The following is a 25,072-nucleotide window of genomic DNA, read 5'->3' on the forward strand; positions in this document are numbered from 1 at the left end:
GCCGCCCTCGGCGCCCTCACCCCGCAGCAGCGCACCGAGGCCCAGCGCGCGGCGCTGCGGCATGCCGCGTCCCTCGGCATCGGCTCCGTGCACGAGTGCGCGGGCCCCGGGATCTCCGGCGAGGACGACTTCACGGGTCTGCTGCGCCTGGCCGCCGAGGAAGCCGGTCCTCGTGTCGTCGGCTACTGGGCGCAGCAGGGCGAGGAAGGCGTCGCCCGTGCAAAGGAACTGGGTGCCATCGGCGCCGCGGGGGACCTCTTCGTCGACGGCGCCCTCGGCTCGCACACCGCCTGCCTGCACGAGCCGTACGCCGACTCCGGCCACACCGGCAACGCCTATCTGGACGCGGCCGCCGTCGCCGCGCACGTCGTCGCCTGCACCGAGGCAGGGGTCCAGGCGGGTTTCCACGCCATCGGCGACGCCGCCGTGACCTCGGTCGTCGAGGGCATCCGCGCCGCCTCCGAGAAGGTCGGCCTGGCCCGCGTCCGCGCCGCAAGGCACCGCGTCGAGCACGCCGAGATGCTCACCCCGGAGACCATCGCCGCCTTCGCCGAACTCGGCCTCACCGCCTCCGTGCAGCCCGCCTTCGACGCCCTGTGGGGCGGCGACGACGGCATGTACGTCCAGCGCCTCGGCGCCGAACGGGCCCGCACCCTCAACCCGTACGCGGCCCTCCTGCGCACCGGCGTCCCGCTGGCCTTCGGCTCCGACAGCCCGGTCACCCCGCTCGATCCCTGGGGCACCGTCCGGGCCGCCGCGTTCCATCAGACCCTCGAGCACCGGGTGTCGGTGCGCGCCGCGTTCACCGCCCATACCCGGGGCGGCTGGCGGGCGATCGGCCGGGACGACGCGGGCATCCTGGTGCCGGGAGCGCCCGCCGACTACGCCGTCTGGCGGGCCGCGGATCTGGTGGTCCAGGCCCCGGACGACCGGGTCGCGCGCTGGTCGACCGATCCGCGCTCCGGCACGCCAGGCCTCCCCGACCTGACCCCGGGCGCCGAACTCCCCGTCTGCCTGCGCACGGTGGTCTTCGGACAGCCGGTCTTCGTACGGCCGGACGAGTGATGTCCCGGCGGTGCGTACCGCCGATCGCGGTCCGTTGTCGCGTCGCACGACCTGCGTATCCTCGGCACTGACCTGGCTGTCTTTGGAATCGGCCCAGGTCAAACGGCTATTGACAGAACGCGGCCGTCGGCCGGTAGGTTCGGCCGGGTCCACCAAAGGACGTCCGACCGGAGAACCTCCACGCAGCCGTCGAACGCCGCTGGGCCATGGGTGGTGTGCCGCACCGGCGCACCACCACTGGGAGCCAGGTCCAGCGCCCGCGTCGCGGACGCGAGGGAACGTTCCACCGGGCCGGCAGGTGTGACCCGGGTGGGGCCCGGACGCTCAGTAGACAACGGCTCTCGGTCGACCCGCAGCCAGCGGGCCCCAGGTCGGCCCGAAGGGTGCCGGGCCCCGATCCGCAGTACTCCCCTCGACAGCCCGTGCCGCCGTGGCAGTGACGCAGGCGGCCACTATGGTGGTCCTCTGCGTACGAACGAAGGGGCAGTAGTGAACGACGGCGGTGAGGTCTCCGAAACCGGAGGCCAGGGGAGGCAGTTCGGCCCGCTCGGCATGGCCTTGGTGATCATTCCGACCTACAACGAGGCGGAGAACATCCAGTCCATCGTCGGCCGTGTCCGGGTCGCCGTGCCCGAGGCGCACATCCTCGTCGCCGACGACAACAGCCCCGACGGCACCGGCAAGATCGCCGACGAGCTCGCGGTCGACGACGACAACGTCCACGTCCTGCACCGCAAGGGCAAGGAAGGCCTCGGGGCCGCCTATCTCGCGGGCTTCCAGTGGGGCCTCGACCACGGCTACGGAGTGGTCGTCGAGATGGACGCCGACGGTTCCCACCAGCCCGAGGAGCTGCCCCGGCTGCTCACCGCGCTCAAGGGCGCCGACCTCGTCCTCGGCTCGCGCTGGGTGCCGGGCGGACGGATCGTCAACTGGCCCAAGTACCGCCAGTACATCTCCCGCGGCGGCAGCACGTACTCCCGGCTGATGCTCGACGTGCCGATCCGCGACGTGACGGGCGGCTACCGCGCCTTCCGCCGCGAGACGCTGGAGGGCATCGGCCTCAGCGAGGTCGCCTCGCAGGGCTACTGCTTCCAGGTCGACCTGGCGCGCCGCGCGATCAAGGCGGGCTATCACGTCGTCGAGGTGCCGATCACGTTCATCGAGCGGGAGCTCGGCGACAGCAAGATGAGCCAGGACATCGTCGCCGAGGCGCTGTGGCGGGTCACGGCGTGGGGTGTGGGGGAGCGGTTCGGCCGCGTGGGCCGCGCACTGGGCCGCAAGGGCCCGGAGGCGGCTCCGGAACTCACCAAGGACCCCGAGGTGTCTGCAGGACTCGCCAAGGGTCCCGAGGGCTCGCCCAAGCCGATCAAGGGCTCCGAGGCGGCTCCTGAGCCGGTCAAGGGTTCCGAGGCCGCTCCCGAACCGGTCAAGGGTTCCGAGGCAGCTGAGGCAGCTCCTGAGGCGTCTCCTGAGCCCCCCGAGGACCTCAAGACCACCTGATCACCGCTCCAGCGCCGTCCCTTGTCGATCATCCCCCTTATGCCGGTCTGAGCCGGGTCCAGGCACACTGGAGCCATGACGACTGGCGTACCGCCCACCCGACCCGCCCGGCCCCCGCGCTCCCGCGTCCTGAGGTTCCTGCCGCTCGGCATCGCCGCGTGGCTGGTCCTGGAGATCTGGCTGCTCACCGTCGTGGCGGGCGCCGCGAGCGGGCTCACGGTGTTCCTGCTGCTCGTGGCCGGTGTCGTGCTCGGCGGCATGGTCATCAAGCACGCCGGGCGCCGGGCCTTCCGCGAGCTGAGCGAGGCGGTGCAACGGCAGCAGCAGGGCGGTCTGACGCCGCACCCCTCGGAGCGGGGCGGTGGCAACGCCCTGACGATGCTGGGCGGCCTGCTGATCATCCTGCCGGGGCTGATCTCCGATGCTCTGGGGCTGCTCCTGCTGGTGCCGCCCGTCCAGAAGGCCGTCAGCCGCAAGGCGGAGAAGACCTTCGAGCGCAAGGTCCGCGAGTCCGCCACGCAGGGCGGCCTCGGCGATGCCTTCCAGCAGGCGCGCATGCACCGCCCGGACGGCAAGGTCGTCCAGGGCGAGGTCATCAAGGACGACGAGCGGCCGGACCGCGGTCCGCGCCCGGACGACCCGCAGCTGCCGCCCCGCTGAGGGGCTCGCCGCCCGCGCGGGCCGGTACAGGCTTGATGCAGCACGAAGGCCGGGGCCACTGCTCAGCAGTGGCCCCGGCCTTCGTGTGCGGTGTTGTGCGGTGTTCTTCAGTTCGCCGTCAGGCGGACTTGCGGCTGTCCCGCGGATGCACCGCGATGTTCATGGCTCCTGAACGGAGAACCGCAAGGCGCTCCTCCAGGACCTCCTCGAGTTCTTCTCGAGTACGGCGCTCCATGAGCATGTCCCAGTGCGTACGCGCAGGCTTCCCCTTCTTCTCCTCAGGTCCGTCGCCGTCTACAAGGAGTGCCTGGACCCCGCAGACCTTGCACTCCCACTCCGGCGGGATTTCTGCCTCTACCGAGAACGGCATCTCAAATCGATGTCCGTTCTGGCATGCGTACTCCACGGCCTGGCGCGGAGCCAAGTCGATGCCGCGGTCGGTCTCGTAGCTGGTCACCACGAGGCGCGTGCCGCGAAGAGCTCGCTCACTCATGAATCGTGCCTCCCGGGCTTGTCGCCCACAGGACAGGTGTCGCTGTCGTCGTCATCCGGTCAACGTCCGGTCGGCGGTAAAGATTCCCGTTAAGGGTCATGCGTCGCCGTCGTATGCCGCCCCTTGTTGTACCCACCAGCGCCCGGTATGTCACATCTGACAGAGGATGTCACCCTGCGTTTCTGAATCTTCAGCGCGCAGTAACGGTCCGCCTGGTAAGCCAAACGCGTACACTACCGCCCTTTGGCTTCAGTTGCTAAATCCTGTCGGGTACGGGATTTCCCGCGTCGCGGATCGCGCGCCGCACGGGTACCCGCGCGAGCAGCACGAAACCGATCACGAAGAAGGCCACCAGTGAGACGATCGCGTCCCGGTAGCTCCCCGTGAGCTGGTACGTCAGGCCGAAGATCAGTGGCCCGAGCCAGGCCATGCCGCGGTCGCTGATCTCGTACGCGGAGAAGTACTCGGCCTCCTTGCCCGCGGGCACCAGATGCGAGAACAGCGACCGCGACAGCGCCTGCGAGCCCCCGAGGACCAGGCCGATCCCCGCCGCGAGCACGAAGAACCACACCGGCGCGCCCGTGGGCAGGAAGAACCCGGCCCCGATCGTCACCGTCCACGCGACGAGCGAGCCGAGGATGGTGCGCTTGGCGCCGTACGTCCGCGCGAGGCGGCCCATGGCGAGTGCCCCCGCCACCGCGAGCAGCTGCACGAGCAGGACCGCCACGATCAGCGTGGACTGGCCGAGACCGAGCTCCTCGGAGCCGTAGACGGACGCCTGGGAGATCACCGTCTGTACGCCGTCGTTGTAGACGAGGTAGGCGAGCAGGAAGGACAGGGTGTGCGGATGGCGGCGCATGTCGCGCACGGTCGACGCCAGCTGGCGCCAGCCGCGTGCCGACGCCTCCGAAGGCGGCGCCTTGCGGTCACGCAGCCGCCTCAGCGGCACGAGCGTGAAGGCGCCCCACCACACGCCGGCCGACGCCAGGCAGATGCGCACGGCCGTCGACTCCGAGACACCGAAGGTGTCATGGGCCAGGAACAGGACCAGATTCGCCACCAGGACGAGCGCGCCCGCCGCGTAACCGAACGCCCAGCCGCGCGAGGAGACCGCGTCGCGCTCCTCCGGTGGGGCGATCTGCGGCAGATAGGCGTTGTAGAGCACCATCGAGACGGCGAGGGAGGCGTTGGCGACGATCAGCAGGAAGCCGCCGAGGAGATAGCGATCGCCCTCCAGGAAGAACATGCCCGCCGTCGCCGCGGCCCCCAGGTAGGCGGCCACCGCGAGCAGCGGCTTCTTGCGGCCCGTGCGGTCGGCGGCGGCGCCCGCGAGCGGCATGACCAGGACCGACACGATCACCGATGCCGACACCGCGTACGCGAAGAAGGATCCGGCGCTGACCGGGATGCCGAGCGGGTGGACGTATCCGTCGCCGTCCGCCGCCGACTTGGCGATCTCCGTCAGATACGGGCCGAGGAAGACGGTCAGGACGCTGGTCGAGTAGACCGAGCACGCCCAGTCGTAGAAATACCAGCCGCGCTGCTCGCGCCGTCGCCCGGCGGCGCTCTCGTCGGTCGGTGGCGTTGCCCGCACGGTGTCGGTGCCCACCCGTGCCCCCTTGCTGGTCCCCGTGGTCCGCTGCCGCCCTCGAGGCGGTCAGGCCCAGGCTCCCCGGTCCTTCAGCACGTCGCGCAGCGTCTCGATGTGATCAGAGATGATGCCATCTACACCGAGGTCGAGGAGAGCGGCCATACGTTCCGCGTCATTGACCGTCCAGACGTGCACCTGCAGCCCCCGCGCGTGGGCCGCGCGTACGAAGCGGTGGTCCACCACCCGTATACCGGCGTGCATCTCGGGCACCTGCGCGCAGACCGCGGAGCGGCGCACGGCGGCGGGGACGCCGAAGGAGCTCAGCCGCAGGGCCGCCACGCCCCGCGTACCGAACGAGGTGGCGAGGCGGGGACCGGCGAGCCGTTGGGCCCGGGCCACGCGGGCCTCGGAGAAGGAGCCGACGCACACGCGGTCCCAGGCGCCCGTGCCGCGCAGCAGATCCAGGAGCGGGAGCAGGGCGGGCTCGGCCTTCACGTCCACGTTCCAGCGGACGTCGGGGAAGGACTCCAGGAGCTCTTCGAAGAGGGGCACCGGCTCGCTGCCCGCCACGCGCGCGTGGCGCACCTCGTTCCACGGGAGGTCGGCGATCAGCCCGGCCGCGTCCGTCACCCGGTCGAGCGTCGCGTCGTGGAAGGCCACGAGGCGGCCGTCCGATGTGGCGTGCACATCCGTCTCGATGTAGCGGTACCCCAGGTCGACCGCGCGCCCGAACGCGGCGGCGGTGTTCTCCAGGCCGTCCGCCGCCCCGCCGCGGTGGGCGAGGGCGAGCGGGCCGGGATGGTCGAGATAGGGATGGCGTACGCGCGTGGTCACCGCTGCAGTATCGCCTGCTCCGGTTGACCGCCGGCAGCCACTGTGCCTCCCTGGGATGGAGCGGGGACGGCGAAGAAGCGCAGGAAGAACTGGGCCAGCGGACCGATCGCCAGCGCGTACACGACCGTTCCGATGCCCACCGTGCCGCCGAACGCGAAGCCGGTGGCGACCACCGCCACCTCGACCAGCGTCCGCATCAGCCGGATGGAGCGTCCGGTGCGCTGGTGCAGGCCCGTCATCAGGCCGTCCCGCGGCCCTGGCCCGAACTTCGCCGCGATGTAGAGCCCGGTCGCCACGCCGTTCAGGACGATCCCCGCCACGAGGAGCGGGACGCGGGCGGCGAGCGTGTGCGCGTCCCGCACCAGGGCGAGGGTGCCGTCCATCGCCAGGCCGACGACGAAGACGTTGGAGACCGTGCCCAGGCCGGGGCGCTGTCGCAGCGGGATCCACAGGAGCAGCACCGCGGCGCCGATGAAGATCGAGACGACGCCGATGGACATGCCGGTCAGCTCGGAGAGGCCCTGATGCAGGACGTTCCACGGTTCGAGGCCGAGGCCGGCCACCACCAGGAGCGCGGAACTCGCGCCGTACAGCGCCAGACCGACGTACAGCTGGATGAGTCGTCGCGTGAGGTGCCGCGGTGGCTTCGACGTGGACAAGAGAGCCCCCTGCTGGTGGTAGTGGCCTGACGCATGACACTCTGTGGCTCGTAAAGGGATGCCAACCATGGCCAATTCCAGGAAGGTGGACTGGGAATCATGGCTCAGTGGACTTCGGCAGTGGGCGCCACACAGCTCGCCCGGCTGCTCACCTCTCAGCAGACGCGCCCCGCGGGCCCCGGCACGCGACGTCCGCCCGCCTACCGCGCCCTCGCCGACGGCATCCGCATGCTCGTCCTCGAAGGCCGCGTCCCGGTCGCCGCGCGGCTGCCCGCCGAGCGCGAGCTTGCCGTGTCCCTCTCCGTCAGCCGCACCACGGTCGCCGCCGCGTACGAGGCGCTGCGCGCCGAAGGCTTCCTGGAGTCCCGCAGGGGAGCGGGCAGTTGGACCGCCGTCCCGGCCGGCAACCCCCTCCCCGCACGCGGGCTCGAACCCCTCCCGCCCGAGGCGCTCGGCTCCATGATCGACCTGGGCTGCGCGGCACTGCCCGCGCCGGAGCCCTGGCTCACCCGCGCCGTGCAGGGCGCCCTGGAGGAACTGCCTCCGTACGCGCACACGCACGGCGACTTCCCTGCCGGTCTGCCCGCGCTGCGCCAGATGCTCGCCGAGCGCTACACCGCGCGCGGCATCCCGACGATGCCCGAACAGATCATGGTCACGACCGGGGCGATGGGCGCCATCGACGCGATCTGCCATCTGTTCGCGCCGCGCGGCGAGCGCATCGCCGTCGAGTCCCCGTCGTACGCCAACATCCTTCAGCTCATGCGGGAGACGGGCGCCCGTCTGGTCCCCGTCGCCATGTCCGATGGGCTCGAAGGCTGGGACATGGACCGCTGGCGGCAGGTGCTGCGCGACGCCGCGCCCCGCCTTGCCTACGTGGTCGCGGACTTCCACAACCCCACGGGCGCGCTCGCCGACGAGGACCAGCGGCGCAAGCTCGTCGACGCGGCGCGCTCCGCGGGAACGGTCCTCGTCGTCGACGAGACCATGATCGAACTTCAGCTCGACGACGACCTGACGATGCCGCGCCCCGTCTGCGGCTTCGACCCGGCGGGCTCGACCGTCATCACCGTCGGCTCGGCCAGCAAGGCCTTCTGGGCGGGCATGCGCATCGGCTGGGTGCGGGCCGCTCCCGACGTGATCCGGAGCCTGGTCTCGGCGCGTGCGTACGCCGACATGGGCACCCCCGTCCTGGAACAGCTGGCGGTGAACTGGCTGCTGAGCACCGGCGGCTGGGAGTCGGCCGTGCAGGTGCGCAGGGCCCAGGCCCGCGAGAACCGCGACGCGCTGGTCGCCGCCGTCCGCCGCGAGCTGCCCGAATGGGAGTTCGCGGTACCGGCGGGCGGGCTCACCCTGTGGGCGCGCGCGGGCGGCCTCTCCGGCTCCCGGCTCGCCGAGGTGGGCGAGCGGGTGGGGGTCAGGGTCCCGTCGGGGCCGCGCTTCGGCGTGGACGGAGCCTTCGAGGGGTATGTGCGGCTGCCGTTCACCGTGGGAGGCGCGGTGGCGGAGGAGGCCGCGGTGCGCCTGGCGGCGGCCGCGCGCCTGGTGGAGACAGGGGCGGGCGGGGGCGTGGAGGCGCCGCGGGCCTTCGTGGCCTGAGGGGCGGCCCTCAGCTCTCAGGCCTCAGTTCTGAGTTGTCAGCCTCAGCCCTCGGCGGGCACGGGCTCCGGCGTGGCGCCGGGTTCCGTCGCAGGGGCGTCGGCCTCTGCCTCGGCGCCGCTGGTGACCGTGCCGGTGTCGGTGTTTGTGTCGGCAGGGGTGCTTCGCGCGGGCAGCAGCTCCATCACCGCCTGCCGGTGCGCCTCGCTCGTCGCGTCGTCGTACGGATCGGGCGTCGCGGGCACCTGGAGCCGGTGCACCGGACCCGTGCCGAGCCGTGCGTACCCGCGGCCGGGCGGGACGTCGGACGTGGGCGTCGTGCGGGGCGGCACCCCGAGGATGTCCTCCACCTGGTCGAGCGTGGCGGGGCCGAGGACCACGCGCGCGCGGGTGTGCTGGCGCACGGGGTCGCTCAGGGCGTCCAGGCTGTCGAACTGGTCGGCCACGACGACCGTGACATTGGCCGCCCTGCCGTGCCGCAGCGGCACTTGGAGCAGCGACTGCGGGTCCTTGCGCCCGTCGGCCGCCGCCAGGTGACCGAGCACGCTGGGGCGGTCCATGACGATCCACAGGGGGCGCTTGGTGTCCTCCGGTGCGGGGTGGCCCGCCTGCCGGGCGCGGTTGGCGGAGATCAGGCGCCGCTCCGTCTCGTGCGCCGCCCACTCCAGGCTCGCCAGGGCTCCGGCGAGTCCGCACTCGATGGCCAGGACGCCGTCGCGCCCGGTCAGGCAGGCGTAGTCGCCGATGCCGCTGCCCTCGACGATCAGGACGTCGCCGTGGAGCAGGGCCTGCAGGGCGACGGAGCGCAGCAGGGTCGTGGTGCCGCTGCCGGGCTCGCCGACCACCAGGAGGTGCGGCTCGGTGGAGCGGGGTCCCGTGCGCCAGACGACGGGGGGCACGTCGCGCTGCTCGTCGCCGTCCGTCACGGGGAGGGTGCGCTGGACGCCGGTGGGGTCGGTGAAGCCGAGGACGGTCTCTCCGGGGGACGTGACGAACCGCTGGGCGGCGATGTCGGTGGGCAACGGGGGCAGCACGTTCACCGTGAGCTGGTTGCCCTCCTCGTCCCACTCGAAGTGGTACTCGCGGCCACGGCCCGACTTGGCGTGCAGCAGCTGCTCGATCCGTGCGCGTGAGTCGGCCTCGCCGTCGGTGAAGTACGCGGGGTAGCGCACCACCAGATGGGAGACCCGTCCGTCGTCGTCGAACTCGTACGACGTGAAGACCTTGTCCCACTCGCCGCCGTGCGCGAAGAGCGGCGCCGGATCCTCGGGAACGGAGAAGTACGGCACGAGCGCTTCGTAGAGGGACTGCAGCCGCAGTGTCTGCGCCTCGTCGGGACCGGTGGGGGCCGGAGCCGTGCGTTCCCTGCCGGTCCACGCGGCGGCCGCCATCAGGCAGATGGCGGCGAGCAGCGGGCCGTACGGAATGAGGGCCACGACCAGGACGACGGAGGCCACGAGGAACAGCAGCGGTCCGCGCCGGTCCTTGGGGGTGTCGGCCCACTTGCGCCGCCCGGCCACTGCCAGTCGGCGCAGTCCACGAGTGATCGTGATCAGCGGGTGGAGGACATCGGTGGCGCTGTCGGCGGCCGACCGTGCGAACTCCCGGCTCCGGGCGATCGAGGCGGTGCCGTTGCTCAGGATGCGGGGGAGGGGGCGCCGGGCCACGTCAGTCTCCAGATGGTGCGAACGAAGTTGCTACCGGGGGCAGGGAGCCAGGGGACGTCAGAACTTGATCCCGCCGAGGAGGCTCGCCAGGCTCGCGCTGCCCGCCTTGATGCTCGGGGCGATTGCGGTGCCCGCCATGAAGAAGCCGAAGAGCGCGCAGACCACCGCGTGGGACGCCTTGAGGCCGTCCTTGCGGAAGAACAGGAAGACGATGATTCCGAGCAGCACTACGCCGGAGATGGACAGGATCATGAGGGTTCTCCTGGTTGGTGGGGACAGTCACCATGAGTTGTTCCAGGTTCACAGCATGTATCCATACGATAAAAGGTGCAAATGGGGGAATTTGCGAGAAATTCCCTCGAATGGCGGAGGTCTGCTGGGCCGCCTGAGCGCAGGTCCGAAGTGCGTCCGGGTTCCTTCGTGATCTTTGCCGCGGGCACGCTCCGTCATGTACCCGGACGGGCAGTACCCTGACGATTCACTCGTACGGCCGCACTGGGCGCCGTACGACCCCCGAGTCACCCCGCAGTCGAAAGGCGGTCTGGTCCATGAGCGAAGCCCCCGACCCGGAAGTCGTGGAGCTGGCGACCAAGATCTTCGATCTGGCGCGCCAGGGCGACACCGCGGCCCTGGCCGCGTACGTGGACGCAGGCGTTCCGGCCAACCTCACCAACGACAGCGGCGACTCGCTCGTGATGCTCGCCGCCTATCACGGCCATGCGGACGCGGTCCGGGCTCTCCTGGAGCGGGGCGGTGACGCCAACCGTGCCAACGACCGGGGGCAGACGCCGCTCGCCGGCGCCGTCTTCAAGGGCGAGGACGCGGTGATCAGGGCGCTGCTCGACGGGGGCGCGGATCCGGCCGCGGGCACGCCGTCGGCGGTGGACACCGCTCGGATGTTTGCCAAGACGGAGCTGCTCGAGCTGTTCGGGGCGGCCTGAGCGGGGTACCTGACCAGCAACAACGGGGGCGCTGGAAATGTGGTCGCGGCGGGCTGAACCGCTGGGTCATCATGACGACGTGATTTACGGACGCGACGGCGGGGCAGATGTTGCCGCACCGCGCGGACCGTGAACGGCCCGCCCCCCGGACCTCCCGTCCGGGACCCTAGGGGCCACCGACGAGAGGCAGAGGAAGATGGTCTACAGCAAGCAAGAGACGGCGGGCGGCCCGACGTGTTGGCGCACGGCCAGGTAATTCACGATTCCCGGTTGCGTCGACGCTTGATGTGAGGCTGTTTCCCATGTTCGATCCGGTCATAGCGCCCAGCGGTACGCTGCTCGGCCTGCTGCAGCGGGGCCGCGGCGACGGCACGCTGCACGCACTCACCGCACCCCGCTCCGAGGCGCTCGCCGCCCTCGAGACCTGCGTGCTCCACGACCCACGCCACGACTGGCAGGTGGAGAACCGCTCCCTGTACTACGCCAGGCTCTACCTCGATCTCCGCGGCGGGATCGAGGAGATCGAACGGCATCTCTTCGACCCCGAGGACGTCCTGGACACGGACGACTCACGTACCGGCCTCGCGCTCGCCGTCCTGGGGCACCTCGCCTCGTACGGCAGGCACGACGCCCTCGAACTGTTGCGAAGGTACGTGGCGTTCGGCACCAACTGGGCCTGGGCCCTGGACGAACTGGCGCTGCGGGACGACGACGCGGGCCTGCGCGCCCTCGCCGTGCCCGTGCTCGCCAGATTCCCCTCGGACGCCGAGGGCGAGGCCGAACTGGCCGCCGCCGTGCGCGACGCCTACGAACCCCGGCCCTGGCGGCTGTGGGAGGAGGACCCGCGTGAGGCCGTCGGCGCCCGTGTGCGGGCCGCGCGGGAACAGGGCTCCTTCGACCGCTGGCAGCGCCAGATGCGACCATCGGGGCCACGCCCCGGCTGGAGCGTCCAGGCCGTCTTCGACTGGGCGCAGGAAGGGCTCGAACGCGGCGCCGTGCTGCACGTGCCCGCCGCCCGCTGCCTGAGCGCCGTCGCCGGACCCGACGACCGGGCCGAGATCCTCGAGGCCGCCCGCAACGGCTCCGACGGGGCGCGCGGCACGGCCCTGCGCTACCTCGCGGACGCCCAAGATCCCGATGTGTTCGACCTGATCGAGTTCGCGGTGGAGAGCCCGTCACGGGCCGTCGTGGACGCCGCTGCCGAGGCCTTCGAACGGATGCGCAGCGTCGCCGCCGTGGAGCGGGCCCGCCGCTGGGCCCTGCGGCCCGACGAACTCGGCGCCGCCGCAGGACGGGTGCTCGCCTGCAGGGGCGGCGCCCAGGACAGCAAGCTCGTACTCGCCGCGCTCCGTGAAGCCGTCCGGGGCGAAGGCCCCGACGCGCCGACCCTCTGGACACTCGTCGACGGCGCAGGACGGCTCGGCATCGCCTGCGCGGCCCCCGTCCTTCGCCACGTCTACCGCGAGACCGCCTCCTCCCACCTGCGCGGCCGCGCCGCCCGCGCGCTCGCCGCCACCGATCCCTCCTTCGCCGCCGGATTCGCCGTCGAATGCCTGTGGGACTGCGAGGAGTCCACCCGCGAGGTCGCCGCACGGCACGCCGAGACCGGCGACGCCCGCGTGGTCACTCAGCTCAGAAGGCTCGCAGCGGACCCCGCCGAAGAGGACGAGGTACAGACCGCGGTACGCAGCAGGATCGGCCCCGACGCGGCCGAGGTGTAGCCGGGCGCGCCCCCGGGGCGGGGCGCGTGCGGACCATTGCGGAGCGGAACGCTCATGGGACGTTCCTCGCCAGGAAAGATCCACGTTGACGTGACCACGCCCCGCGCGACGACAACACGAGTATGCGTGTCGTCATCGTCACCGAATCCTTCCCTCCCGACGTCAACGGCGTGGCGCACTGCGCCCTGCAGACCGCCGGGCAGCTCGTCGCCCGCGGTCACGACCCCCTGGTCATCGCCCCGGCCCCCGCGGCCGGGGCGGACGCCGCGGCCGATGCCAGTGCGCCCTGCCCCGTCATCCGCGTCCCTTCCCTGCCCCTTCCCGGATATCCGCAGGTCAGGGTGGCGCTGCCAAGCCGCCGCCTGTCCGCCGCGCTGAGCGCGCACCGGGCCCAGCTCGTCCATCTGGCCAGCCCGTTCGTCCTCGGCGTGCGCGGCATGGCGGCCGCCGCGCGCCTGGGCATTCCCGCCGTCGCCGTCTACCAGACGGATCTGGGCGGCTACGCGCGTACGTACATGGGGATGGGGGAGTCCACCGCCTGGCGGCGCATCCGCGCCGTCCACGCCGCGGCCGACCGCACCCTCGCCCCGTCGTCGGCCGCCCTGCGCGACCTCGTGACGCACGGGGTGCCACGGGTGCGGCTGTGGCCGCGCGGTGTGGACACCGCCCGGTTCGGGCCCGCCCTCCGGGATGCGGCCGTACGCCGTGAACTCGCGCCGAACGGTGAGCTGATCGTCGGCTACGTAGGGCGTCTCGCGCCCGAGAAGCAGGTCGAACTCCTCGCCGGGGTGTGCTCCCTTGAGGGCGTGCGGCTTGTCGTCGTCGGCGACGGTCCCAGCGAGGGTTCCGTGCGGGCGGCTCTGCCGGGCGCGGTCATGCTGGGGCGCCGCACCGGCGACGAACTCGCCCGGATCTTCGCCTCGCTGGACCTCTTCGTGCACACCGGGCCCTACGAGACGTTCTGCCAGACCGTGCAGGAGGCCATGGCCAGCGGCGTGCCGGTGGTCGCGCCCGCCGCCGGCGGCCCCCTTGACCTCGTCGTCCCCGGCCGCACCGGAGTCCTGGTGCCGCCCCAGGACGCCCTCGCGGTGCGTGACGCGGTCTGGGCGCTCGCCGCCGATCCGGGGCTGCGTGCCGCGTACGGCAGGGCAGGGCGCGCGGCCGTCGAGGGGCGGACCTGGGATGCGGTGGGCGAGCAGCTCGTCGACCACTACACCCAGGTGCTCGCCGCGCGGACGGCGGTGGCGGCATGAGGGCGGCGGTGTACAGGGAGACCAGGGCGCGGCCCGGTGGGCCGCGATCCGAATCGCTGCGGATCGTGCGCCTCGCCAACTTCGTCGCCCCCTCGTCGGGCGGACTGCGCACCGCGCTCAGGGAGTTGGGACGCGGCTACCGCGCGGCCGGGCACGAGCCCGTACTGATCGTGCCCGGCGAACGCGCCGGGGTCCGCGACACCGACCAGGGCCGCATCGTGACCCTGCCCGGCACGCTGCTGCCCGGCACCGGCGGCTACCGCGTCCTCACGGACCGCCGGAGGGTGGCCAGGGCCCTCGAACGCCTCGCCCCCGACCGCATCGAGGTCTCCGACCGCACGACGCTGCGCTGGACCGGCGCGTGGGCCCGGCACCGCAGGATCCCGGCCGTGATGGTCTCCCACGAGACGACGGACGGCGTCCTCAGCTCCTGGGGCATGCCGCGGCAGGCCGCCCTGCGTGCGGCCGACGCCCTCAACTCCCGTACGGCTCACGCCTTCGCGCGCGTCGTGTGCACCACCGAGTGGGCCGAGCGCGAGTTCGTCCGCATCGGGGCGCGCAATGTCGTCCGGGCACCACTCGGCGTCGATCTCGCGGGCAGGCATCCGGGGCTGCGTGAGCCACGCGTGCGCGAGCGCCACGCGCGCGTGGGGGAGACGCTGCTGGTGCTCTGCTCCCGGCTGTCCGTGGAGAAGCGGCCGGGCATGGCATTGGACGCGTTGGAGGTGCTCCGCGGCCGGGGCGTGCCTGCGGTGCTCGTGGTGGCGGGGGACGGGCCGCTGCGGGCGCGTCTGGAACTGCGGGCGCGCGAGCGGCGGTTGCCGGTGACGTTCCTGGGGCACATCGCGGACCGCGCGACCCTGGGGGCGCTGCAGGCCACGGCCGACGTCTGCCTCGCGCCCGGGCCCTGCGAGACGTTCGGGCTCGCGGCCCTGGAGGCGCTGGCGTGCGGTACGCCGGTGGTCGCGAGCGCCTCGTCGGCGCTGCCGGAGATCGTGGGCGGGGCGGGCGCGGCGGCGAGGGACAGCGGTGAGGCGTTCGCGACCGCCGTGCAGAGCTTGCTCGGGCGCCCTGAGCGTCCGCGCAGGGAGGCGGCACGCGCGCGTGCGGAGTGCTTCGGGTGGGAGGGGGCGGTTGCGGGGTTTCTGGGGGCGCATGAGGCTTCCGTGGACCGCGTTTGTGGGCAGGAGTCCTGCACGGCGCCCCGCGAGGGACGTGACGCGTGAAGCCGCTGCGTTTCGTTGCCATGGGTGACTCCCTCACCGAAGGCGTCGGGGACCCGGTGGAGGAGGGGTGGCGAGGCTGGGCAGCGCTGCTGGCCCCGACCCTCGGGGACGGCGAGTTCCACAACCTCGCCGTCAGCGGGGCCCAGACCGGGGACGTGCTGAACCGGCAGCTGCCCGAGGCGCTGAAGCTGCGGCCCGACCTGGTCTCCGTGGTCATCGGCGTCAATGACACCCTCCGCTGCACGTTCGACATCCGTGCCGTGGCCACGCGCCTTGACGAGATCTACGGAGCCGCCGCGCGGCAAGGCGCCCAACTGCTCACCGCCTGCCTCCCCGACCCGGGGGCCATGCTCGGCCTCCCGGGCGCGCTGGCCCGACCGCTGGCCCGGCGGCAACGCGCGGTCAACGCCGTCGTACACGCGCTGTCCGAGCGGTACGGCGCCGTCCACCTGCACCTCGCGGAGGACGAGTGGGTCGCCGACCGCACCCTGTGGAGCGCGGACCGGCTGCACCCCGGCGAGCGGGGCCACCGTCTTGTCGCCGTCCGCTTCCACGCGCTGCTCGCGGCGCGGGGCCTGGCGGCGGGCGGCCCGCCATCGTGCGAGCCTCAATTCCCCTCGCCCACCCGGTCGGCGAGCCTGCTGTGGCTGGCCACGGCCGGTACCGGATGGCTGGCGCGCCGGTGCACCGATCTGCTGCCACAGCTGCTCACCCTCGCGGCCGACGAGGTGCGCCATCAGGTGCGGGGCAGCAGCGCCCGGCTCGACCTGAGCGCCACCCACGCGGTGACGGCGGCCCTCGCCGCGCTCACCGCGGCCGAGCAGCCGGACGCGGCGTAGGAGTCGGTGTGGGGGCCTGCGGGAGACCTCAGCGCCGCCCCGCCAGGACGAACCGCACCGGGGTGCCCGGCACCGCCTGCGCCGCACCGGCCAGATCCGCCTCCCTGACCACCGCGATCACCGGGTAGCCCCCGGTCGTCGGGTGGTCGGCGAGGAAGACCACGGGACAGCCGTCCGGCGGCACCTGGACGGCGCCGATGACCATGCCCTCGCTGGGGAGTTCATCGGTGAACGCCCGCTCCAGGGAGGGCCCTTCGGTACGCAGACCGATGCGGTTGCTCGCCGATGACACCCGGTACGCGCGCGTGGTCAGCGTGCGGAGGGCCGATGGGGTGAACCAGTCGGCGCGTGGCCCCGACGCCACCCTCAGGATCAGTTCGTGTGGTGGCGCCGCGTGCGGGACGGTGTCCACGCGCGCGTGCGGCGCGGCAGCGTTCCCCAGGGGGATGACGGTTCCGTCCGCGAGCGGCGGGGGGCCGAGCCCGGAGAGCAGGTCCGTGGAGCGGCTTGCGAGCACCGGGTCGACGGCGACACCGCCGCCGAACGCGACGTAGCAACGTACTCCGGAGACGGCCGCTCCGACGTCGAGCAGCGCACCGGCAGGTATCCGCACGGGCGCACCCCATGCCACCGGGCGGCCGTCGACCGTCACCGGGCAGGGCGCACCCATGACGGCCACCGTCACCGCGCAACGCGGGCGCACGGAGCAGCCGTTGAGGGTGGTCTCCAGGACGGCCGCCTCGGGCGGGTTGCCGACGAGGCGGTTGGCGAGGCGCGCCGCGGCCGGATCGAGGGCTCCGGAGCGCGGCACTCCGAGGTGCGCGTGCCCGGGGCGGCCCTGGTCCTGCACGGTGGTCAGCGCCCCGGCCCGCACGACGGCGAAGGCACGGTCCGTCATCGTGCCTCCGAGTCGGCCACGAAACGTACCCGCACCCCTGGGGTGAGCAGCGCGGCGGGTACGCGCGCGTGGTCCCACAGCACGGCGTCGGTCGTGCCGATCAGCTGCCAGCCGCCGGGCGAAGAGCGCGGATACATCCCCGTGTACGGCCCCGCCAGGGCGACGCTGCCGGCCGGGACGCTCGTGCGTGGCGTGGCCCGTCGCGGTACGTCGTAATGCTGCGGCAGCCCGGTGAGGTAGCCGAAGCCGGGCGCGAACCCGCAGAAGGCGACCCGGAATTCGGCCGCCGAGTGGATCCGCGCCACCTCCGCCACCGGCACACCCCAATGCGCCGCCACCTCCGCCAGATCGGGCCCGTCGTAGCGGACCGGGATCTCCCGTATGTCCTCCGCGCGCCCCGACAGCGGCGGGATCTCCAGGGCGGCCAGCTCCGCGCCGACGCGGCCGGGGTCGTCAAGGCCGTCCAGGAGCACCGTGCGGGCCGCGGGCACGATCTCCCGTACGCGGATCAGGCCCGCGGCCCTGCGGCGCAGCAGCTCGGCGTGGAGCGCCTGCGCCTCGTCGCCGTCGGCGAGTTCGACGAGCAGCGCCAGATCGCCGACCGGGAGCACCCTCACGCGAACGCCTCCACCCGGACGCCCGCGGTTTCGAGGCGTGCCCGGACCTGCCGGGCGAGACCCACCGCCCCCGGGGTGTCGCCGTGCAGGCACAGCGAGCGCGCGCGGACGTCGATCCGCTGTCCGTCCCGGGCGGTGACGGTCCCGAACCGGGCCATGCCCACGGAGCGTTCGACGACGGCGTCCGCCTCCGTGATGACGGCGCCGTCGCCGCCGCGCGGCACGAGCGTCCGCTCCGGGGTGTACGCACGGTCCGCGAACGCCTCGGTGACGACGGGGAGTCCGGCCTTGTCGGCCACTTCCAGGAAGCGTGATCCCGGCAGCCCGAGGACGGGCAGCGTGTCATCCGCGAGCAGGACCCCTTCGACGACGGCGCGCGCCTGCTCCTCGTCGTGGACGACGCGGTTGTAGAGCGCGCCGTGCGGCTTCACGTAGGACACGCGCGCGCCGGCTGCCCGTGCGAAGACCTCCAGGGCGCCTATCTGGTACGCCACTTCGGCCGCAAGCTCGTCGGCCGGTACGTCCATGGAGCGGCGCCCGAAGCCCGCCAGGTCGCGGTAGGAGACCTGGGCGCCGATCCGCACGCCGCGCGCGGCGGCCTGCTCGCACACGCGGCGCATGGTTGCCGCGTCCCCCGCGTGGAAGCCGCAGGCCACATTGGCGCTGGTGACCACGGAGAGCAGTTCCTCGTCGTCGGTCAGGCGCCAGCGGCCGAAGCCCTCACCGAGGTCGGCGTTGAGATCGATCACGGCATCGGTCATCGGGGTGGTTCTCCTGTTTCCTTCCGGTGGCCTGCTCAGGCCACCCGGTACTGCTCGTCACGGGCGTCGGTGATGAACATCTGGCCCGGCGCGTGCGTGATCGCGAACGGCGGCCGCGAGGCCATCACCGCGGCCTGCGGCGTCACTCCGCACGCCCAGAACACCGGGATGTCACCGGGCTCGGCGGTCACCGGATCACCGAAGTCGGGCCGGGCCAGATCGTCGATGCCGAGCCCATCCGGTTCGCCGCAGTGCACCGGACCGCCGTGCACGGCGGGCAGCAGGGAGGTCTCCCTGATCGCCGCCGAGAGGTGCTCGGGCGGCACGTGGCGCATGGACACCACCATGGGGCCGTGCAGTCGGCCCGCCGGACGGCAGGGGCGCGTGGTCACGTACATGGAGACGTTGCGCCCCTGCTCGACATGGCGCATGGGAACGCCGGACTCGGTCAGCGCCCACTCGAAGGTGAAGCTGCAGCCGATGAGGAACGACACCAGGTCGTCCCGCCACCGCCCGACCACGTCCGTGGGCTCGTCCGCCAGCTCGCCGTCCTCCCACACCCGATAGCACGGCAGATCCGTCCGCAGATCGGCGCCGGGCGCCAGGGGTGTGGTCCAGGAACCCGTGTCCGTGACGTCGAGCACCGGGCAGGGCTTCGGGTTGCGCTGGCAGAACAGGAGCATGTCGTACGCCCAGTCGGCGGGCACGGCGATCAGGTTGGCCTGGGTGTGGCCGGCCGCCCAGCCCGCGGTCGGCCCGCTCGTCCCCGAACGGAAGAGGGCACGGGCCTCTTCGGGGCTCCGCAGCGCCGTGGTCGCGGGGTTCACACCAGCTCCTTCCCGCGCGTCTCGGGCAGCCCGAACAGCGCGAGCACGGCGATGGCGTAGCCCACCGCGCCGAAGATCAGCGCACCGCCCACGCCCCAACTGTCGGCCAGGAAGCCGACCATGGTGGGGAAGACGGCGCCCACGGCGCGACCGGTGTTGTACGTGAAGCCCTGCCCCGTGCCGCGCACGGCGGCCGGGTAGAGCTCGCTGAGGAACGATCCGAAGCCGCTGAAAATGGCCGACATACAGAAGCCGAGCGGGAAACCGAGCACAAGGAGAAGGCCGTTGGCCCCGTCCGGGATGTTCGTGTACGCGAGGATGCTGGCCGCCGAGAGGAACGCGAAGAGCGTGATGTTCCGTTTGCGGCCGAGCACGTCGGTGAGGTAACCGCCGGCCAAGTAGCCGATGAAGGCACCGGAGATCAGGAACGTGAGATACCCGCCCGTGCCGACCACCGTGAGTCCGCGCTCGGTCTTCAGGTACGTGGGCACCCAGGTGGCGAGCGTGTAATAGCCGCCCTGTACGCCGGTGGAGAGCAGCACAGCGAAGAGGGTGATGCGCAGCAGGCCGGGCTTGAAGATCGCGGTGAACGACCCCTTGTCCGCGCTCTTCTTCCGTACCTCGGCCGCCTCGGGGGCGTCGTGCACATTGCGCCGTACGTAGACGACGAGGAGGGCGGGCAGCGCGCCGGTCCAGAACAGCACGCGCCAGGCGATGTCCTCGTCGAGGAACTGGAACACCACGGTGTAGACGATCACCGCGAGCGCCCAGCCGACCGCCCAGGCGCTCTGGATCCCGCCGAGCGTGCGGCCGCGGTTCTTGGCGGTGGCGTACTCGGCGACCAGGATCGCGCCGACCGCCCACTCACCGCCGAAGCCGAGGCCCTGGAGGGCGCGGAAGACCAGCAGCGTCTCGTAGTTGGGCGCGAAGCCGCAGGCGACGGTGAACACGGCGTACGTGATGACCGTGATCATCAGTGCCTTGACACGGCCGATCCGGTCCGCGACCACCCCGGCGACCGCGCCGCCTATCGCGGAGACCACCAGCGTGACCGTGGTGAGCAGGCCGGTCTGGCCGCTGTCCAGGCCGAAGTACGCGGCGATCGCGACCATGCTCAGCGGCAGCGTGAAGTAGTCGTAGGAGTCGAGGGCGTAGCCGCCGAAGGCGCCCGCGAAGGCGCGGCGGCCACGCGGGCCGAGGGCGCGCAGCCAGCCGAACGCGCCGTTGTCGTCGGGGGGTTCGCCGTCCACGGGCCGCGCGTCGGTCGAGACGGCCTGGGGCGGTGGGGGCGTGCTCATGGGCACCTCGCAGGAGGGGGACGGAGAGTGCGGAGCGGGCAGTGGGTGCGCAGCGGGCAAGGCTCGGGCACGGGTGGGGACTGTGCCGTGCCCGACAAGGTAGAGGATCGTTGAACGATCCCTCAATACCCATGTTGTTTCGTTCTTGTATCTACGATTGAATCCGGGCATGGCTGAGGGAATGGCTGACGCGAGCGGGCTGGCCGACGACCGTGCGCTCCTGGGGCGCACCAGCACCGCGGAGCGGGTCTCGGACATCCTTCGGAGCCGCATCGCGGAGGGGTATTTCCCGCCGGGAGCGCGGCTGTCGGAGGACAGCATCGGCGGCGCGCTCGGCGTCTCGCGCAACACGCTGCGCGAGGCCTTCCGCCTCCTCACGCACGAACGGCTGCTGATCCATCAGCTCAACCGCGGGGTATTTGTCCGAGTTCTCACGATTGAGGACGTGGAGGACATCTACCGCACCCGGCGGCTCGTGGAATGCGCGGTCGTCCGCGGACTGGGAGATCCGCCCTTCGTGCTCGACGGACTCGCGGGCGCCGTCGCGGACGGCACCAAGGCCGCGCGCGAGCGGAAGTGGAAGGGCGTCTCCACGGCCAACATCCACTTCCACCGGGAACTGGTCGCCCTCGCCGGAAGCGCCCGCACGGACGAGGTGATGCGCAGCGTCTTCGCCGAACTACGCCTGGCCTTCCACGTGGTGGACGATCCGCGTCGACTGCACGAGCCGTACCTCGTACGCAACCGGCAGATCCTGCAGACCCTCCAGGAGGGGGACGCCGCGGAGGCCGAGCGTCTGCTCGCGGTCTACCTGGACGACTCGCGGAGCGGCCTCGTCGAGGTCTACGGCCAGCGCGTGGCGGAGGGCGAGCGGACGGGCTCCTGAGCCCCGGACGGGCTTCGGCAGGGCATCGCGGATCACTGCCAGATCTGCGCCGTTTCGACCGTTGTCAGACCGAGGATCTAGTCTGTGCACCGTGACTTCGCCTGCCGTTACGGACACCGCTCCGCCCCAGCTCAGCGCGGGGCCGAGGCCCGCTCTGGGCCCGGCCGCCGACGAGGGCCTGGCGCGGCGGCTCCGCGCGCTCGCCTGCACGGCGCCGCTGCACGACCTTGATGTGCGCAAGGCCAACCTCGCGGGCGAGTACTCGGTGTACGCGATGGCGGAAGTGGCCCTCTCCGCCATCGACCTCGTCACACTGAACATGGACTTCGACACCGGCGCCGACCACGAGCAGATAGTGGCCAGGCTGCTCCCGCGCGTCGGAGCCCAGGCGCCCCGGCGCCCCGTGGCCGAGCACGAACGCGTGGCCCGCTGGGTCCTGGAGAACCTGATCAACGTCGGCAGCGTCGACCGCGGCTTCCGCGCCGTGTACGGCACCTTCGCGCCCGACGGCACCTATGTGCGCAGGGACTACGACTTCAAGCTCATCGAAGAGGTCCCCGGGTACGGGGGGAGTGTCTATCTCCGTACGACGGACGAAGCGGTCAACGTCCTCGTGGGCGCCCTCGACACCGACGTCACGAGCGCCCAGATCGCCGCCGAGGTGAAGCTCGAGGTGCTCATCAGCCGCGGCCGCCTCGCCGACGCCCAGCTCGCCGCGGAGCAGGCGCGGTATCGCACGGTGCAGTATTCGGAGACGCTCCGCAGGGCCCTGGACGCCACGCGGCGCAACGTCCGCGCGGTGGACTGGCTCCAGGCCGTCCCCGACATGATCGCGGAGGCGCTCGACCACGTGGCCGACCGCTATCGCCACGAGAACGCGATCCTGACGAACATCCGCAAGGCACGCGACGAGTCCGAGGACCCCGAGCAGAAGCGCCGCGCCGCCGAGCTCGTCGACATCGTCAAGGACTGCATCCGCCGCCACACCCAGCTGCAGTCCCGGCTCCTCGACGCGGGGCCCCTGTTCCGTGCCGAGCAGGACCGCCAGGCCTTCGCGGCCCCCGCGGGGCGGACCGGACTCGATCTGTACGGCCAGCTCGTCGCGCCGCTCCTGCCGCTCCCGGTCGAGCAGGCGAGCCGCGTGACGGACGCCTTCTTCGCGCGCGGGACGGGACTGCGCACGCCCGTGTCCGTCCGCGTCGGGGACCTGGTCGACATACTGCTCACGCCGCCGCAGGAGCGCGAGCACCTGGGCGTGGAGATGCCCGAGCCCGACCTCATCGCCACGCCCGACGACAGCCGCTTCAGCGAGGAGCAGCTGGCCAGTGCGATGGAGCTGCTCGACCTGCCGGCCGACGCGCCCCGGCGCCTCTCCGGCCTCCTTGCCGACGCCCGGCTCCGCGACACCGAACTGCCCTACCTGGTCGCCCTGCTCGCCGTCCACGCGGCAAGCCCGCCGGTCGGCACCGCCTACCGCCAGGGCGAGGAGAAGCTCCTGTTCGCGGTGGACGACGGCACCGAACTCGACGACCCGGAATTCGGCGGCGCCGACCTCATCGTGGGCACGGCGCTGCTCGACGCCGCCGGCATGGCGGCCGGCCGGACGGAGGCCGCGTGAGCACTCCCGACCCGCTCAAGACTCACCAGCACGACCGCCGCAAGGAGCACAAGCCGTGACCGACCACCCCGCAGAGCACGCCGCGTGGGGCGAGCCGGAGGCAACGACGGCGCCCGCCGCGCCCGCCGCCATCACCCCGGCCGACGCCGCCGACGCCGCGCGACTCGTCTCCTTCGGACTCCAGCCCAAGCTCCAGCCCGCCCGCGACCAGGAGTACGCGGAGCTGCTGCGCCGGTACCGCGAGGACCCGCCGTTCGCGCGGCTCGCCGACGCCGTCGCCGCCGGGCTCGGCCTCGTCGTCCTTGAGGTGTCCCCGCGCGCGGGGATGGCCGTGACGGCCGCCGAGGACTCCGTGTTCGCCGTCCGCATGGGTGACTACGCCCGCAGGACCGCCGCCGACTCCACCGACCGCTTCCTGCACGGCCTCGCCCATCTCGCCGTCGCCGCCCTCGCGTTCCCGCGCCCCGAGGACCTCGCCGACGACGGATACATCGGTCGGGTCACGGTCAATGGGGTCGACGCCTTCGTGCGCCAGGCCTGCCACCGCCTGGAGGAGCGCGCAGAGGAGCAGGGCGAGAACTCCGACCCGGCGACCGATGCCCCCGGCCTCGAAGCCGCCTGGCGGATCTGGGCACGGCGCAGCTCGACGGGCGCCACCAAGGACGCCCGCCGCCTCGCCGGATCGACCACAGGCATCATCGGCAAGGCCGTCGCCTTCCTCACCGACTCCGGATTCCTGCAGCGCACGGGCGACGACTCCGGGGGCACGTACCGCACCACCGCCCGCTATCAGCTGCAGGTGCGCGACATGGCGGGCGGCGCCGCCATGGCCGAGCTCCTCGAGCTCGGCATCGTGCCCGTCACGGACGGGTCCGCGACCCTGTTGCCCCCCGACGAGACCGACGACCTGGAGCTGACCGCCGACGCGGGCCTGCCCTTCCACTCCTGACGTCCCGCACGACTCCTGACGTCCCGCACCACTCCTGACGTCCCCCCGCAACTTCCTGCCGTTCCGCACGACTTACGACGAGAGTCCGCCGCCATGTACGAGCTGTCCCGGGTCCGCCTCTACTCCATCGGCCCCGCCGGTGCGCGCTACGCCGACACCGTGCTTGACCTGCGCGGCGTCGGCGCGGAGGTACCCGACCCCGCCCCCGCCCAGGCGGAGTTCTTCGAGGAGGAGCCGACCGGTCCGCCGCGCCGCCCGGCGCCCGCGGGCGTGCTCTTCCTGGAGAACGGCGGCGGCAAGTCCGTCCTGCTGAAGCTGATCTTCTCGGTGATGCTGCCGGGCCACCGGAACACGCTGGGCGGCGCCAGCTCCGGAGTCCTTCGCAAGTTCCTGCTCGCCGATGACTGCGGGCACGTCGCCCTGGAGTGGCAGCACACGCTGACCGGTGAGTGCGTCGTCGTCGGCAAGGTCAGCGAGTGGCGTGGGCGGCAGGTCTCGAACGACCCGAGGAAGTTCGCCGAGGCCTGGTACTCCTTCCGGCCCGGTCCCGGCATGAGCCTGGACTCGCTGCCGGTCGCCGAGTCCACCGCCGTACGGCCCTCCGTGGAGGGCGTGTCGGGGGCGCAGGGGCGGCGGCGCACCATGAAGGGCTTCCGGGACGCGCTGACCGAGGCGGGCAAGGCGTACCCCCACCTCGAAGTGCACTGGGAGGAGATCCACGACCGCTGGATCGAGCACCTCGGCGACCTGGGCCTTGACCCCGAACTCTTCCGCTACCAGCGGGAGATGAACGCCGACGAGGGCGAGGCCGCCGGTCTCTTCGCGGTCAAGAAGGACTCCGACTTCACGGACCTGCTGTTGCGTGCCGTCACGGACACGCGCGACACGGACGGCCTCGCCGACCTCGTGCACGGCTTCGGCAACAAGCTGGGCCGCCGCTCCGAACTCATCGCCGAGCGGGACTTCACCGCGGGCTCCGTCGATCTGCTCGGCCGGATCGTCGACGCCGCCGACACGCGCTCACGCGCGCGTGACGTGCACGTGGGAGCCGAGCGGCGCACCCGGACGCTCGCCCGCCGCCTCTCCGCGCGGGCCGTCGCCGAGCGGGGTCGCGCCGGGGAGCTCGCCGAGCGGGTCACCGCCGCCGCGCACACCGTCACCACCGCGGAG

Annotated in this window: 22 protein-coding genes and 2 pseudogenes; 13 read left to right on the forward strand and 11 right to left on the reverse strand. The window is 72.4% G+C overall.

Annotated elements, in window-relative coordinates:
* The 3 genes and pseudogenes from ABD378_RS12150 to fxsA form a co-directional block, all read left to right on the forward strand.
* Positions 1-1,065: amidohydrolase (locus ABD378_RS12150; protein WP_344520655.1), on the forward strand; the 1,065-nt coding region annotated here is incomplete at its 5' end.
* Positions 1,066-1,554: 489 nt separating this feature from the next.
* A pseudogene (locus tag ABD378_RS12155) lies at positions 1,555-2,346 on the forward strand (polyprenol monophosphomannose synthase); the annotation flags it as partial.
* A 294-nt stretch (positions 2,347-2,640) separates the two neighbouring features.
* Positions 2,641-3,225 (forward strand): FxsA family membrane protein, encoded by a 585-nt coding sequence (gene fxsA, locus ABD378_RS12160; RefSeq protein ID WP_344520656.1) that lies wholly within the window; start codon positions 2,641-2,643, stop codon positions 3,223-3,225.
* Between the two features lie 118 nt (positions 3,226-3,343).
* On the opposite strand, the gene ABD378_RS12165 is transcribed toward fxsA, so the two are convergent.
* From ABD378_RS12165 to yczE, 4 genes are all read right to left on the reverse strand, one after another.
* Positions 3,344-3,718, reverse strand: coding sequence for an RNA polymerase-binding protein RbpA (locus tag ABD378_RS12165; RefSeq protein WP_249591189.1), 375 nt, complete (start codon positions 3,716-3,718; stop codon positions 3,344-3,346).
* 256 nt (positions 3,719-3,974) lie between these two features.
* Positions 3,975-5,327: an MFS transporter gene (locus ABD378_RS12170; protein ID WP_344520658.1), complete on the reverse strand. Its 1,353-nt coding sequence runs from the start codon at positions 5,325-5,327 to the stop codon at positions 3,975-3,977.
* A 48-nt stretch (positions 5,328-5,375) separates the two neighbouring features.
* Positions 5,376-6,143, reverse strand: coding sequence for a glycerophosphodiester phosphodiesterase family protein (locus ABD378_RS12175; protein ID WP_344520659.1), 768 nt, complete (start codon positions 6,141-6,143; stop codon positions 5,376-5,378).
* Positions 6,140-6,802, reverse strand: a complete 663-nt coding sequence (gene yczE / locus ABD378_RS12180) for a membrane protein YczE (protein ID WP_344520661.1) — start codon at positions 6,800-6,802, stop codon at positions 6,140-6,142. The genes ABD378_RS12175 and yczE overlap by 4 nt, the downstream gene beginning before the upstream one ends.
* Positions 6,803-6,901: 99 nt before the next feature.
* Between yczE and ABD378_RS12185 the strand changes: the two genes are divergently transcribed.
* Positions 6,902-8,401, forward strand: a complete 1,500-nt coding sequence (locus tag ABD378_RS12185) for an SCO1417 family PLP biosynthesis transcription factor (RefSeq protein WP_344520663.1) — start codon at positions 6,902-6,904, stop codon at positions 8,399-8,401.
* 44 nt (positions 8,402-8,445) lie between these two features.
* Here the strand turns inward: ABD378_RS12185 and ABD378_RS12190 are convergent, their stop codons facing one another.
* Both ABD378_RS12190 and ABD378_RS12195 read right to left on the reverse strand, forming a co-directional pair.
* Positions 8,446-10,068 carry an ATP-binding protein gene (locus tag ABD378_RS12190; protein WP_344520665.1) on the reverse strand — a complete coding sequence of 541 codons (1,623 nt, stop codon included), beginning with the start codon at positions 10,066-10,068 and terminating at the stop codon, positions 8,446-8,448.
* A gap of 57 nt (positions 10,069-10,125) precedes the next feature.
* Complete coding sequence (locus tag ABD378_RS12195; protein WP_160503705.1) at positions 10,126-10,320, reverse strand: hypothetical protein; 195 nt, start codon at positions 10,318-10,320, stop codon at positions 10,126-10,128.
* 296 nt (positions 10,321-10,616) lie between these two features.
* Between ABD378_RS12195 and ABD378_RS12200 the strand changes: the two genes are divergently transcribed.
* The 5 genes from ABD378_RS12200 (at position 10,617) to ABD378_RS12220 (ending at position 16,048) form a co-directional block, all read left to right on the forward strand.
* The gene (locus ABD378_RS12200; protein ID WP_160503704.1) at positions 10,617-11,009 is read left to right on the forward strand and encodes an ankyrin repeat domain-containing protein; all 393 of its coding nucleotides are present in this window, start codon (positions 10,617-10,619) and stop codon (positions 11,007-11,009) included.
* Between the two features lie 302 nt (positions 11,010-11,311).
* Positions 11,312-12,730, forward strand: a complete 1,419-nt coding sequence (locus tag ABD378_RS12205; RefSeq protein ID WP_344520666.1) for a HEAT repeat domain-containing protein — start codon at positions 11,312-11,314, stop codon at positions 12,728-12,730.
* Between the two features lie 122 nt (positions 12,731-12,852).
* Complete coding sequence (locus ABD378_RS12210; protein ID WP_344520667.1) at positions 12,853-13,983, forward strand: glycosyltransferase family 4 protein; 1,131 nt, start codon at positions 12,853-12,855, stop codon at positions 13,981-13,983.
* The gene (locus ABD378_RS12215; protein WP_344520668.1) at positions 13,980-15,209 is read left to right on the forward strand and encodes a glycosyltransferase; all 1,230 of its coding nucleotides are present in this window, start codon (positions 13,980-13,982) and stop codon (positions 15,207-15,209) included. Before ABD378_RS12210 ends, ABD378_RS12215 begins: the two co-directional genes overlap by 4 nt.
* Positions 15,206-16,048, forward strand: coding sequence for an SGNH/GDSL hydrolase family protein (locus ABD378_RS12220; protein ID WP_344520670.1), 843 nt, complete (start codon positions 15,206-15,208; stop codon positions 16,046-16,048). Before ABD378_RS12215 ends, ABD378_RS12220 begins: the two co-directional genes overlap by 4 nt.
* 28 nt (positions 16,049-16,076) lie before the next feature.
* Here ABD378_RS12220 and ABD378_RS12225 read toward each other — a convergent pair whose 3' ends face one another.
* From ABD378_RS12225 to ABD378_RS12245, 5 genes are read right to left on the reverse strand one after another with little or no spacing between them, the layout of a single operon-like run.
* Positions 16,077-16,946, reverse strand: coding sequence for a 5-oxoprolinase subunit C family protein (locus ABD378_RS12225; protein WP_344520671.1), 870 nt, complete (start codon positions 16,944-16,946; stop codon positions 16,077-16,079).
* Entirely contained in the window at positions 16,943-17,563 is a 621-nt protein-coding gene (locus tag ABD378_RS12230) for a 5-oxoprolinase subunit B family protein (protein WP_344520672.1), read from the reverse strand. Before ABD378_RS12230 ends, ABD378_RS12225 begins: the two co-directional genes overlap by 4 nt.
* Positions 17,560-18,324: a LamB/YcsF family protein gene (locus tag ABD378_RS12235; protein ID WP_344520673.1), complete on the reverse strand. Its 765-nt coding sequence runs from the start codon at positions 18,322-18,324 to the stop codon at positions 17,560-17,562. The genes ABD378_RS12230 and ABD378_RS12235 overlap by 4 nt, the downstream gene beginning before the upstream one ends.
* A gap of 35 nt (positions 18,325-18,359) precedes the next feature.
* On the reverse strand, positions 18,360-19,151 hold the full coding sequence (locus ABD378_RS12240; protein ID WP_344520675.1) for a putative hydro-lyase: 792 nt from the start codon (positions 19,149-19,151) through the stop codon (positions 18,360-18,362).
* Positions 19,148-20,449, reverse strand: coding sequence for an MFS transporter (locus ABD378_RS12245; protein ID WP_344520676.1), 1,302 nt, complete (start codon positions 20,447-20,449; stop codon positions 19,148-19,150). Before ABD378_RS12245 ends, ABD378_RS12240 begins: the two co-directional genes overlap by 4 nt.
* Before the next feature lie 169 nt (positions 20,450-20,618).
* Between ABD378_RS12245 and ABD378_RS12250 the strand changes: the two genes are divergently transcribed.
* From ABD378_RS12250 to ABD378_RS12265, 4 genes and pseudogenes are all read left to right on the forward strand, one after another.
* Positions 20,619-21,335 carry a GntR family transcriptional regulator gene (locus ABD378_RS12250; RefSeq protein WP_344520677.1) on the forward strand — a complete coding sequence of 239 codons (717 nt, stop codon included), beginning with the start codon at positions 20,619-20,621 and terminating at the stop codon, positions 21,333-21,335.
* A gap of 91 nt (positions 21,336-21,426) precedes the next feature.
* On the forward strand, positions 21,427-22,953 hold the full coding sequence (locus tag ABD378_RS12255) for a hypothetical protein (RefSeq protein WP_344520678.1): 1,527 nt from the start codon (positions 21,427-21,429) through the stop codon (positions 22,951-22,953).
* 55 nt (positions 22,954-23,008) lie between these two features.
* Entirely contained in the window at positions 23,009-23,902 is an 894-nt protein-coding gene (locus ABD378_RS12260; RefSeq protein ID WP_344520679.1) for a hypothetical protein, read from the forward strand.
* 93 nt (positions 23,903-23,995) lie between these two features.
* Positions 23,996-25,072: pseudogene (locus tag ABD378_RS12265) on the forward strand (hypothetical protein); the annotation flags it as partial.

This window comes from Streptomyces rectiviolaceus, assembly GCF_039533825.1.
In the GTDB taxonomy this organism is placed as follows: Bacteria; Actinomycetota; Actinomycetes; order Streptomycetales; family Streptomycetaceae; genus Streptomyces; species Streptomyces rectiviolaceus.

Excerpts from the sequence above, each read along its gene's own strand:
- ABD378_RS12215 (WP_344520668.1), top strand. The coding sequence starts at position 13,980 with ATGAGGGCGGCGGTGTACAGGGAGACCAGGGCGCGGCCCGGTGGGCCG.
- ABD378_RS12250 (WP_344520677.1), top strand. The coding sequence starts at position 20,619 with ATGGCTGAGGGAATGGCTGACGCGAGCGGGCTGGCCGACGACCGTGCG.
- ABD378_RS12195 (WP_160503705.1), bottom strand. The coding sequence starts at position 10,320 with ATGATCCTGTCCATCTCCGGCGTAGTGCTGCTCGGAATCATCGTCTTC.
- ABD378_RS12185 (WP_344520663.1), top strand. The coding sequence starts at position 6,902 with ATGGCTCAGTGGACTTCGGCAGTGGGCGCCACACAGCTCGCCCGGCTG.
- ABD378_RS12210 (WP_344520667.1), top strand. The coding sequence starts at position 12,853 with ATGCGTGTCGTCATCGTCACCGAATCCTTCCCTCCCGACGTCAACGGC.
- ABD378_RS12200 (WP_160503704.1), top strand. The coding sequence starts at position 10,617 with ATGAGCGAAGCCCCCGACCCGGAAGTCGTGGAGCTGGCGACCAAGATC.
- fxsA (WP_344520656.1), top strand. The coding sequence starts at position 2,641 with ATGACGACTGGCGTACCGCCCACCCGACCCGCCCGGCCCCCGCGCTCC.
- ABD378_RS12205 (WP_344520666.1), top strand. The coding sequence starts at position 11,312 with ATGTTCGATCCGGTCATAGCGCCCAGCGGTACGCTGCTCGGCCTGCTG.
- ABD378_RS12245 (WP_344520676.1), bottom strand. The coding sequence starts at position 20,449 with ATGAGCACGCCCCCACCGCCCCAGGCCGTCTCGACCGACGCGCGGCCC.
- ABD378_RS12165 (WP_249591189.1), bottom strand. The coding sequence starts at position 3,718 with ATGAGTGAGCGAGCTCTTCGCGGCACGCGCCTCGTGGTGACCAGCTAC.
- ABD378_RS12235 (WP_344520673.1), bottom strand. The coding sequence starts at position 18,324 with ATGACCGATGCCGTGATCGATCTCAACGCCGACCTCGGTGAGGGCTTC.
- ABD378_RS12225 (WP_344520671.1), bottom strand. The coding sequence starts at position 16,946 with ATGACGGACCGTGCCTTCGCCGTCGTGCGGGCCGGGGCGCTGACCACC.